The 10592-nt window shown below is 58.4% G+C and carries 10 protein-coding genes; 6 read left to right on the top strand and 4 right to left on the bottom strand.

What is annotated here, in order from left to right:
- Positions 1 to 19: 19 nt before the first annotated feature.
- The 3 genes from VL598_RS01425 to VL598_RS01415 all read right to left on the bottom strand — a co-directional run bounded on the left by VL598_RS01425 (position 20) and on the right by VL598_RS01415 (position 2293).
- Positions 20 to 730, bottom strand: a complete 711-nt coding sequence (locus tag VL598_RS01425; protein ID WP_325324918.1) for an SDR family NAD(P)-dependent oxidoreductase — start codon at positions 728 to 730, stop codon at positions 20 to 22.
- Positions 731 to 990: 260 nt separating this feature from the next.
- Positions 991 to 1809, bottom strand: a complete 819-nt coding sequence (locus VL598_RS01420) for a GNAT family N-acetyltransferase (RefSeq protein WP_325324917.1) — start codon at positions 1807 to 1809, stop codon at positions 991 to 993.
- 181 nt (positions 1810 to 1990) lie between these two features.
- A complete protein-coding gene (locus VL598_RS01415) occupies positions 1991 to 2293 on the bottom strand; it encodes a hypothetical protein (protein ID WP_414718637.1) in 303 nt (100 codons plus the stop codon).
- Positions 2294 to 2672: 379 nt separating this feature from the next.
- Here VL598_RS01415 and VL598_RS01410 point away from each other — a divergent pair, with 379 nt between their 5' ends.
- From VL598_RS01410 to VL598_RS01395, 4 genes are all read left to right on the top strand, one after another.
- Positions 2673 to 2972, top strand: coding sequence for a hypothetical protein (locus VL598_RS01410; RefSeq protein ID WP_325324915.1), 300 nt, complete (start codon positions 2673 to 2675; stop codon positions 2970 to 2972).
- A gap of 77 nt (positions 2973 to 3049) precedes the next feature.
- Positions 3050 to 3907, top strand: a complete 858-nt coding sequence (locus tag VL598_RS01405) for a DUF2092 domain-containing protein (protein ID WP_325324914.1) — start codon at positions 3050 to 3052, stop codon at positions 3905 to 3907.
- An 11-nt stretch (positions 3908 to 3918) separates the two neighbouring features.
- Positions 3919 to 4719 carry a hypothetical protein gene (locus tag VL598_RS01400; protein WP_325324913.1) on the top strand — a complete coding sequence of 267 codons (801 nt, stop codon included), beginning with the start codon at positions 3919 to 3921 and terminating at the stop codon, positions 4717 to 4719.
- Positions 4720 to 4851: 132 nt separating this feature from the next.
- Entirely contained in the window at positions 4852 to 5613 is a 762-nt protein-coding gene (locus VL598_RS01395) for a hypothetical protein (RefSeq protein ID WP_325324912.1), read from the top strand.
- Between the two features lie 226 nt (positions 5614 to 5839).
- On the opposite strand, the gene VL598_RS01390 is transcribed toward VL598_RS01395, so the two are convergent.
- Positions 5840 to 7651 carry a DUF4153 domain-containing protein gene (locus tag VL598_RS01390; protein ID WP_325324911.1) on the bottom strand — a complete coding sequence of 604 codons (1812 nt, stop codon included), beginning with the start codon at positions 7649 to 7651 and terminating at the stop codon, positions 5840 to 5842.
- Positions 7652 to 8126: 475 nt separating this feature from the next.
- Here VL598_RS01390 and VL598_RS01385 point away from each other — a divergent pair, with 475 nt between their 5' ends.
- Both VL598_RS01385 and VL598_RS01380 read left to right on the top strand, forming a co-directional pair.
- Positions 8127 to 8894 carry a class I SAM-dependent methyltransferase gene (locus VL598_RS01385; RefSeq protein WP_325324910.1) on the top strand — a complete coding sequence of 256 codons (768 nt, stop codon included), beginning with the start codon at positions 8127 to 8129 and terminating at the stop codon, positions 8892 to 8894.
- Between the two features lie 450 nt (positions 8895 to 9344).
- Complete coding sequence (locus VL598_RS01380) at positions 9345 to 10088, top strand: SDR family oxidoreductase (RefSeq protein WP_325324909.1); 744 nt, start codon at positions 9345 to 9347, stop codon at positions 10086 to 10088.
- The last annotated feature ends 504 nt before the right edge of the window (positions 10089 to 10592 follow it).

Raw genomic sequence — 10592 nt, 5'->3', positions numbered from 1 at the left:
GCTAGCGCGTTCGGCAAGCTTAGTGGCCTGCGCTCTGGCCGCCGTCGACGTGAAGGATCTCGCCTGTCACGAATGGCGCCGAGTCCAGGTACAGCACGGCGCCCACGATATCGCTCATTTCGCCCATGTGACCGACAGGGTGGAGCGCGCCGAGCGCCTCGTGAGTTTCCACTGGGTGCATCGACGACTTGATGATACCGGGCGCGACAGCGTTCGCGCGGATGCCGCGCTTCGCGTATTCGATCGCGAGGGATTTCGTGGCTGCGTTCAGACCGCCCTTCGTCAGCGAGGCCAGCACCGAAGGCACTCCATCGATCGCGTGGTCGGCCATGCTGGTCGTAATGCTGACAACGTGGCCGCTCGAACGCTTCTCCATTTCCGCGATCGTAAGCTGCGTGATATGGAAGAAACCGGCGAGGTTCACGTTCGTCATCGCTGCGTAGTCTTCAGCGGTGTAACGGGTAAAAGGCTTGGCGACGAAAATGCCGGCGTTGTTGATCAGCGTGTCGATGCGGCCGAAGCGTGCCACGCCTTCGGAGATCACGCGGCGGGCGGTGGACGGGTCGGCGATATCGCCCGCCACCGCGAGAATGTCGCGATCATCCGACGGCCTGATGGTTCGCGCCGTTGCGACAACGTGGTGGCCGCGTTCGCGCAAGGCCTTCACCAGCTCTGCGCCAATGCCTTTCGATGCGCCGGTAACGACAAAGACTTTCTGCGACGTGCTCACGTAAAACCTCCAGATGAATGGGTTCGGCTTCCATGCCGGTCGGGCCGATGGCGCCGATGGAGGTCAATCTAGACGCGTTGATGCGGAGTTCGAATACCCGCCATGGACAAACAGTAATGCGTGGCGAGAACAAATGAAACGCGCGTTCGTGGGCTGAAGCAGGAGATCGACGCGACCGATTTCACCTGAAGGTAATACCGCGCAACGTGCTAGGGTGAGGCTGGTGCACTGCCTTTCGACAGCGCGTAGGATAGGCCTCGCTAGCGGGAAGCCGTTGCGATACTTCCCGGCTCATGGCAAAGAGCCGCAACACGTCCATGTGGTTCAAACCCTAACGCCTCGTATATCTTTCCCGCAAAGTAGGTTTCGTCCGCGACCATCACGAATCGCTCAGCCCTGTTAGCGGTGAGGCCGACCACCGTGCTCACCAGCGTTTTGCAGACTCCCTTGTTCCGATGCTGTTCCGCGGTAAGGACTGATTGAAAGCGTCCCATCCCCTGAAGAAAAAACAAGCCAAGACTTCCCACCTGCTCCCCGGCGATGAACGCCCCCCACCAGTCGCCAAAGCCCTGCTCGATGAGACGTTTGTAGGTGGTCTGTTGATGCGCGATATAGCGCTGCGAGGTAATTTCCAACGGGTTCGACATATCAGCCAGATGCATCTCTGACCAAGCGTCCCAGTCTTCCTGAAAACAAAACTTTCGGACTTCAATCTCTCGGTTTGTCACGACCGGGCGGCTGTGATGCGGTTGCGCGATGAGTACTTTGCATACAGTGGCCTCGTAACCGCGCTTGGCAAATGCATTGAGATCGACAGAGCCTTCATCGCTTTCGACCCATGTGAACGTCCGATGCGCAATGCGTGGCGGCGTGCCAACGAGCTTTGCAAAATCATGCTCGATCCGGTCCACATCACGCTCGCAGGGGCGGCGTGGTAGCACGAGCAGGTTGCCAAAGAAATACTCAGGCGCATCAGGCGTCCGGACGACAATGTAGTCGTCCAGAGCTTCGACGATACCGGTTTGTGCGTGCAGCAATAGGTCGGTCGTTAGGCCAAGGTTGGAGACGGAGGCATGCATTCTAATAATTGGGTGGCCAATGGTGCCAAGTCGGAGTCGCTGTCGGCGCTATTTTGCCTAGCCACTTGAGTGACTGCGTGCGGCAGTTCATGCTTCCGACGCGAACTGCCACGCGTAGCGGGAGGGCGCTCGTTCATCCGCCCGAGTCACCTCTGCCCGCTCGCCGGTAAACGCGTCGCTGTTACTGGACGGCCGAGTCCACGCACTTCTTGACGAACGAGTTCTTCGCCGCGCCTGAAAGCGGCTTGCCATTCGAGCCCATGGCTTTGGCCTCGCATTCTTTCGACGCCGTCGTTTTCATGCACTTCTTCATGAACGAGGTTTTCGCCGCCCCGGCAAGCGGTTTGCCGTCCTTGCCCACTGCCTGGGTTTCGCAGTTCGCCGCCCCAGTTCCGGATGCCATCGTGGCCTGGGCTTGCGCCTGCGCAATTCCCGCTGTCGCCAGCAAAACCGCCGTTGCTACTGCAATCGATCGTTTGAACATGGCCATTCCCTCCTTTGATGAAGTGAAACACAGCTCACGTCTGGCATATTTTGTTGTCGACTCTCGCGAGAAACCGATGCCGCAGATTCGACCCTATCGACGGATCAGAATTCGGTGAACATTAGCACATATGGCAAATCGAGCGATGTACGATTCCTTGTACTACCGCCCAATGCTATGCGACGCAGGAAATACGCGAAGCCTACCTCTTTGCGTAAGACCAAGGTCCAATATCGAGCGGGTTTTCGGCCTCGTAACATACACCTTTGAGTTGATGATTTTGCTTCGGGCGCGCGAGCACGTAGTCGATTGTGTAGCACTCTCGGTGCACTTGTCTGTAGCCAACTTCAGCGCCTTTTCCAGATGCGGGGATCCAACGATGATGAAGCGCATTTTGTGGTTCACGATGACACCCGCGTTACTTTTGGCGGATGTCGCGATTGCTCAGCAATATCCGATGCTTGATGCCGTTGCAGACCGTGTCGTGCAAAAGTATCAGCAATCGAGCTGTGAGCAGTTGTGGCAAGAGCGTGCAGCGAAGAAAGGCAAGCCGATGCCGGAGGGTGAACAGAGGGCGATCCAGGCAATGCACAACGATGCGCAGATGCGCGCTGCGTTCATCGACCGGGTGGCGGCGCCGATTGCAAACAAGTTGTTCGAATGCGGGATGATCCCCTAATCGTCGCGGGCGTGCCCCAAATCCTGGCTCTCTTTAACATGGCTACCGTGGCTTCCTGCAAACCAGTCTTTCGCTCAATGGTTGTAGCGTTGAGCGTTTGCCTCGCGTCGAGCGTCAGCGCACAGCAACAGCAGCAGCAGCTAAAGCCGACGAACGCGGGGCCGAAGCCAGCCGTCAAACACGCGCCGAAGTCTCCCGCACCCAGCTATCAGCCAGGGCTTGAAACGCGTGCGATCGATATCTTGAAGGCTGCGAGCGCGCGCCTCGCGGCTGCGAAGTCGATGACCTTCACGGCGATCGTTTCGTACGAGAGTCCAAGTCGTCTCGGTCCACCTCTCATCTACTCGACCAAGTCAGAAGTCACGATGCAGCGGCCGGACAAGCTCAAGGTGATCACCATCGGCGACGGCCCGCGCGCGGAGTTCTATTACGATGGTAAGACGATGACAGCCTTCGCCCCGGCGGAGAACCTGGTCGCCATCGTCGATGCACCGCCGACGATCGATGCCGCGCTCAAGAAGGCCTACGATATTGGCGCAATCTATTTCCCGTTTATCGACGTGATTGCTGCGGACCCCTATAAGGATATTGCCGATGGATTGAAAACTGCTTTCTATATCGGCCAATCGAGCGTCGTGGCCGACACGACGACGGATATGATTGCATACGTGAGCGGCGACGTATTCGTGCAGGTTTGGATCGGTGTGCAGGACAAGCTTCCTTACCGCATTTACGCGGTCTATCTCGATGATCCGGCCCGGCTGCGCCACGTTCTTGCGCTGTCAAATTGGGTGCTTGATTCGAGCGTTTCCGAGAACACGTTCGTTCCGGCCGACATAGCGAGCGCGACACGCATCGCGTTTGAGCGCCCTGACACCGCGGACGTACCGGGCATGAAGCCGCCACCGAGGCACAAGCCATCCAGGCCTCAATGAGGAGGCACATCGTGTTAAAGACAGTTGCTGTCCATGTGGCAGTTTGCCTGACGTCTGCGTTCGCTTCGGGCTCTGCGGGTGCGTGGGGGCACGCGGGCGGCTGGTCCCACGAGAACATGGCCGGCGGGACAACGTCGCACGCGGCCGGGTCCGACACGACAACTCGAACCAACACTTGGGGTGGCAGCGAAACGCACACCTACGGGCAAGGCACTACCGCCACCAACCGCTATGGCGGCACGGCCACGCACACGCAGGGCTCCGGGCAGACCAACTTCAGTAATTCCTACGGTGGAAGTGCGACCCACACCTATGGCCAAGGCACGACTGCCACCAATGCCTATGGCAGTACCGCGACACATGCCGCGGGATCGGGTTATACGACCTACACGAGCGCATCCGGCGCGACGGCATATCACAGCACCTACCATGGCGCGACGTACACCGCGTACCATCCGCCAACGACGGTGAACGTGTATGGGTCGGGGTGCTATAACTGCGGCGGCTGGTCCACTGCCGGCGCGGCTGCCGCAGGCGCGGCAGTCGGTGTCGCGGCTGGCGCAGCGGTGGCGTCGGCCCACACGCAAGCGACGGCTGCGAACGCCTACAGCGCCGGCTATGCCGCCGGCGCAACGAGCGGCCCGCCTGCGCCTGCGCCGGTCAGTTCGAACTTTGCGATGGGCGCGATATATGCGGCGCTGCCCGCCGGCTGTGTCAAGCCCGAGGGCAGCTACTACCTGTGTGGCAATACGTGGTTCAAGCCTTCGTACGGCGCGAACGGTGTCTACTACCGTGTTGTACCCGCACCCTGACCGACGCGCCGCGCGCAGACGAGCAAGGACGACAGGCGACGCTGCCCAACGACGGCGCACGTAAGAGGCTGACCTGTGGTGTTGTACGTCAGTCGCTTCACTGTCGACGTGGGGTGATGGGGAAATTGAACAATGCAACATCTGAGCGTCGCCCTGAGCATATTTGCCTGTGTCTTCTGCAGCGCGTTGTTCGGTTTGTACTTGCGCACCTTGCTGCCGAGTCGTCATCTTGATGACGACTCGATAGGTGTCATCAAACTGACGACCGGCCTGATCGCCACGATGGCCGCGCTGGTGCTCGGCTTGCTGATCTCGTCGGCGAAGAACTCGTTCGATACCGTGAGTGCCCAGGTGACACACGAGGCTGCCAATATCATCCTGCTCGATCGCGTGCTTGCCCAATATGGGCCGGAAACACAGGAGATCCGTCGCTTGTTGAAACGGGTTGTCGCTGCGGGGATTCAGCATATCGAGTCGGGCGACGGCTCGCAGTTATCAAGGCTGCACAGCCCCGAGGCATTCAAGAGCGGGGAATATCTCCAGCGCAAAATCGAGGAACTTGCGCCGCACGACGACTCGCAACGGCGGCTGCAGGCACGTGCAATCGAGATGACGGACAACGTGCTGGCCGTGCGCGAGCTGGGGCTGCTTCAAGCGGCAGGTTCGACGCCTATTGCGCTGTTGGTCACCCTTGTGTTGTGGCTATGCATTATCTTCGGCGCGTTCGGGCTCTTCACGCCGCCGAATGCAACGGTCACGATCACGCTATTTCTGGGCGCGCTATCCACGTCCGTTGCGATCTTCCTGATTCTGGAAATGAACACACCGCTCGATGGGTTGGTCACCGTGCCGCTGTTGCCGATGCACGAGGCGCTTTCCGTTCTCGGTCAGTAGCGAACGGACCGTCGTCGACGTTATGCTGCCGTGTGTGTAAGGACGTTAGGCCGACGGCGCGATAAGTCGCCGGCCCTAACTTTAGAATGTCACCGCTTCGCGCAAGCTCGAAACGGCGGCCGCATTCAAGCGAATATGGCCGGCACTGGCTCAAAGCCGGCAATCCATCATTGGTCGGTCCTCGCGTCCTTGCCGAGCCGTTCATAGGGCTCCTACGCCCTAACTCCTATTTCGAGCACGCTACGCGGTGTGTTTGCGTCGCCTCTACCTCAATGCGTTGGCCATTGACCTGAATGTCTCGCAGCCGAGGCTCAACGAGCTGGAAGGTCTTTTTGGTCAAGGCATCACGTACTGCGACGCAGTCTGGTGCGATCGAAAACGTGCCAACCAGTTGCCAATCTCCCTCGCTGGCTTGGTCAAACACGAATCCAGTACTTCCACTGTCCGGCAAGAGCACGACATTAGGTTTATGGTCACCGGTCAAATCGACTAGGTAAGCGTCACACTTCTCCGAGTCAACGTTAAGGCAGCTTGGAAGCATCCAGTTTTGCGTGACCTGCTCCCAGTCCTTCGAAAGAAATGACGCCGGAACCGACTGCCCGGGCGTACGTGACACGATGTTGCGAGCGAGCGTTGCGGCATCCGGGCGGCTTGTGTTCAAGGGGCTTGGATGACGAACAGCATCCGCGCTCCGTTTGCGAATGGAGGCGGCATTCGGTGCCTTATTCTCCCCCTGCAGGCGCGCGAGAGCTTGCTGACCGTATCTCGCGGATTGCTTCAGCAAGAAGTTGTAGTCGAATTTATCGGGCTCCACTTTTCCCGCGAGGAGACGGTCTACCTGGTCGGCCACGGACAAACGTGCCGGATCAGCCAACGGCGTGAATATTGCAGCGAGGACAGCAAGCGATATCCACGCCGTAAGCACGTTCACGGGCGCGATTCTCGCGAGAGTATCACTGCGAGAGAGTGCCGCCCACGCGTAGCCGATGGCATAGATGTAAGCCACGAACGCTCCTGCACAGGCCAAAACGCGGTGCGGTGTGAACCCATATTGCCCAACGCGCAGTGCGAGCGCATAAGTCGCAAGGATCACCAGCACGGGAAGCATCAAGCATGCAACTCTCATACAGACACGCAGTACTCGCGGCGCGTGGTCGGACCGAGGGCCACCCTTGAAGACGGCATTCACGAAGATGATTTTTAGCGCGGCGACGCCGAGCAGAATCCACGTAGCAGACCGTGTAGCCCATAGCAATTCGAGCCCGGTGAAGGGAAGGGATGCGAGGAATCCGCCAACGATGACAACGAGTACCAGCAGCAACCATGAAAGTAGCGCCAGGACAAGCGTGCGCGAGCCCCGAATGATGTCTGGCCTCACATCGGTGATGTGCAGGGCCGATGCAAACGCCATCGCGCTGACGGGGATGTTGAACCACGATTCACGCAGGAGATGATCGAGAAAATCCAGCTTGAGCAACTGGAAGAGTGAGGCCCCTAGCCAGAGCACAAGAAAGACAGCACATACGAACAGCCCGGACAGACAGACCTGAAGCCCGAGTTTCCAACTGGCTTCGAAGTACGACTCGTAGGGGGCGAACCACGACCTTGTGGCCTCGCCGGTGAGAACGAGGCAATAAGCGATAAATACAATTACGCCGCTGTAGAAGGTCGCGGCCATTGACGGCAGGGGAACCTCGGCGCCGTCGAATGACGGCATTCCGGCAATCTCGGTGCCTGCCGATCGCCATGCGTCGTGATAGCCCACGATTGCCACGATTACGGCGAGCACAGTGGCCCACATTGCTAGCCGCGCTCCCCTCATTTGGGGCAGGCCCGCAATAAGCGTCGGCGGGATGAATAGGGCAACAAGAACCAGCGGAAAGAACAGAGCCGGCACAGCTGCGATGCCGCTGCGATCATGCGCAGCGTTCGCGAGCAGATACAGCGCCAATCCCTGACAAATGCCGACGAGCAGCCGCAGTGCGAAAAGATTTCGACCTGGGGTAGCCTGTAGTGTCAAGTGCTGATGATCTTTCATCTCTAACTCGGCCCTTTTTAAGGTGTTTTGTTTCACGGCCATGCTATACGCGAGCCTGTTCCCGCACGCGCTGCGGTTGTAGGGGGACGCCTGGCAGGGCATCGGCTGACAGCTTTGTTCCTGCCGAGTCGCGCGCAAACACCGTGTTCGGGTTCGAAGCCATCCCCATGCGACAGATCTGGCCCATGTGCCCGACAATCGACGGACGCATGCGTCGATTGTCAGCGATCTGAATCTTGCGCTCGACTGAGTTTTTGACGGGGTTTTGCCGAACGTTGGTGTGTTCTGGACCTGTGGCGGAATTCTAGGAGTCCCCAAAGGGCTCATCGTTCGACCCGAGAGATTTTTGTTCAGCGACGAATCTGTGTAAGCTTGCGATGATAATCAAAGCACCAACATTCAGGAGGTTCGTGTATGAAAGCTCTTTGCGGAACGATGTTGAAAGAAACCCTCGCAATCTTTTCGCAAGAGAATCATGGCCGACACGAACAACGACCCATTCCGCTTTTCGACTATCGCGCATCGTAACCACCACTACCTAAGTCCGCTTTCGCGGCACAAGGCTCGCGAACTCGCCCGGAGCCTCGTCAGTCATTGCCGTGCCGAAGACGTTGTACTTGATGCGGGCTGTGGCAAAGCCGCCTTGCTGCGAGATGTCCTTCGCATGTCGCCCGCACACGGAATCGGCGTCGACATCAATCAACGCTTCTTGGATGAGGCGCGAGCTGCGTTTAGGCAGGAGCCTCCAGTAGATTCGCGGCTTAGCTTGATCAATGCTCCGTTGCTCGAGCACCTTCGGCCGGATGGGGGATACGCCGCTATCCTTTGCGTCGGATCAACGCACGCGTTCGGTTCGTTTGAAGAGTGCCTACGAGTTAGCTCCGGCTGGCTCAAGCCCAATGGACGTTTGCTTATCGGCGAAGGTTTCTGGAAGCAGCCACCTTCGCAAAGCTATCTCGACGCGCTCAACGGAACCGCAGACGAGTTCGTTTCTCACGCCGAAAACGCTGAGCGCGCTAGTGCATGGGGTTATAACGTGCTTCGTACGGCAACAAGTAGTGATGACGAGTGGGATGAATACGAAGGTAAGTATTGCGACGCTATGATGCAATTCGTCGCGGCGCACCCGGATGATCCTGACGCGAGAGCATTTTCAGAGCGTATGCAGGCGTGGCATAAGGCCTACTTGAAATGGGGCCGAGCAACGCTCGGGTTTGGGTACTACTTGCTTTCCAAAGCCTGACGGCTACCACCGAATCCGGCCTCGGTCGTTCGATGTTGAGCGGGCCGGGGCAAGTGTCCGTTCATGGTTAGGCCTCAGCTCACGCGAAGATATGGAACACAACGCAGGCGTATTCGCTTTGCTCGAAAGGCATAAATGCTGACCCAGCGCGGCCACTGGACCACAAGGCTTGCCGATGACGGCAATTGAGGTGAGGAGGGCGTTCGTTCTTTGGAGTCGGTTGTCAAATCCTCGCTCGTTCAAGTCGTCAATTCATTGCATCAAGCTCTCGTATCCAAGGCCCACTAAATGCGACCTCTCGATACAAATACTCACCGCATCTCGACGCGATTTTCGCAAACCACGTACACTCTTCCGCAGTCGCGGTAGCGCTTCGATCGGCGATAGGCAGCAATACAGCTTTATGCTCGGCGTTACCGTGTGGTTCTCCTTCTCACGAAAACATCAAGCATGGGAAACAATCAATTTTCCGGCATCACGCTTCAGCAAAGCCGGGTCGTCGTAGCAGGCGGCACGTCAGGAATTGGCTTTGCCGTAGCCGAGGCCGCTGCGCATGCCGGGGCCGAGGTCATCATCGCATCGAGCAGGCCGGAGCGCGTCGCGGCTGCACTGGAGCGACTGCCTCAGGGTACGCGCGGCGAGCCCCTCGATTTCACCGACGAGGCACAAGTAAGCGCGTTTTTCGAGCGCGTCGGCGCGTTCGACCATCTCGTGTATACCGCGGGTGAATCGCTGCTCTTGCAAAACCTGGCTGACCTCACCATTGAAGCCGCACAGCGGGCTTTCGAGGTGCGCTACTGGGGCGCCCTCAAGGCTGTTAAATATGGGGCACCTCGCATTCGCACGGGCGGCTCGATCACTCTTACAAGCGGAGTGGCATCATCGCGTCCGTTGCCTGGCTGGACGATCCCGTCCAGCATCCTGGGCGCGATCGAGTCACTGACTCGCACGTTGGCCGTCGAGCTTGCCCCGCTTCGGGTCAATGCCGTGGCACCCGGTGTCTTGCGCACCGCGTTGTGGGACAACATGAGCGAAGCCGATCGCGAGGGTCTTTATGACTATATCGCAGGGAAAATGCCTGTACGAAGGGTCGGCGAGGCAAGCGATGTTGCCCAAACGTATCTGTACCTGATGCAACAGGGTTTTAGCACGGGACAGGTCGTGATTGTCGACGGTGGCCACGTGCTGGTTTAACGCGGTTTAACGGGCGACAACTCACCTCGATCACGCATTGTTTTCGACGAAAACAGAATCAGCCGCCAGACCCCCGGCGGCTTGCTTTCAGATATGACCGGCGTTTGAATCGCACGCGTAAGTGTGGTTGGACGTCCGTAGATGGCCAAGTCTTGGCCGGACACAGACGTCGATTCTCGAACCACGTCGGTCCATATACCGCGGTTAAAGCGTTGAGTTTCCAAGGCGCGAGTGACGCTTGCGCGCTTTAGTCTTCCCAACGGATTAATGCGGAGATATGCCGAAGGGCTGCGATTAGCCGGCCGTTAAAGGTGGTCGGGTGCCGCCGACCCGTTTCGTATCTTCGCCTCACAGTGTGAATGTTCGAATTACTCGCGTTGCGCCCGGAAAATCTAGTTAAGATGTGTTTTTCACGCGAAAGGTATTTCGCCCATGACTGCGCTCGCTAATCGCCCCAACACCGCGCTCATCGTTATCGATCTTCAAAACGGAGTCGTCGCGAAC

The sequence above is a fragment of the Trinickia sp. genome (assembly GCF_035492435.1).
Lineage (GTDB): Bacteria > Pseudomonadota > Gammaproteobacteria > Burkholderiales > Burkholderiaceae > Trinickia.
The sequence above is the reverse complement of the archived record's forward strand: the minus strand, read 5'-3'. Positions and strand labels throughout refer to the sequence as shown.

Bases quoted from the DNA above. Each gene is read 5' to 3' on its own strand.
- VL598_RS01390 (WP_325324911.1), bottom strand. From the start codon at position 7,651: ATGAAAGATCATCAGCACTTGACACTACAGGCTACCCCAGGTCGAAAT.
- VL598_RS01380 (WP_325324909.1), top strand. From the start codon at position 9,345: ATGGGAAACAATCAATTTTCCGGCATCACGCTTCAGCAAAGCCGGGTC.
- VL598_RS01405 (WP_325324914.1), top strand. From the start codon at position 3,050: ATGGTTGTAGCGTTGAGCGTTTGCCTCGCGTCGAGCGTCAGCGCACAG.
- VL598_RS01415 (WP_414718637.1), bottom strand. From the start codon at position 2,293: ATGTTCAAACGATCGATTGCAGTAGCAACGGCGGTTTTGCTGGCGACA.
- VL598_RS01395 (WP_325324912.1), top strand. From the start codon at position 4,852: ATGCAACATCTGAGCGTCGCCCTGAGCATATTTGCCTGTGTCTTCTGC.
- VL598_RS01385 (WP_325324910.1), top strand. From the start codon at position 8,127: ATGGCCGACACGAACAACGACCCATTCCGCTTTTCGACTATCGCGCAT.
- VL598_RS01410 (WP_325324915.1), top strand. From the start codon at position 2,673: ATGATGAAGCGCATTTTGTGGTTCACGATGACACCCGCGTTACTTTTG.
- VL598_RS01420 (WP_325324917.1), bottom strand. From the start codon at position 1,809: ATGCATGCCTCCGTCTCCAACCTTGGCCTAACGACCGACCTATTGCTG.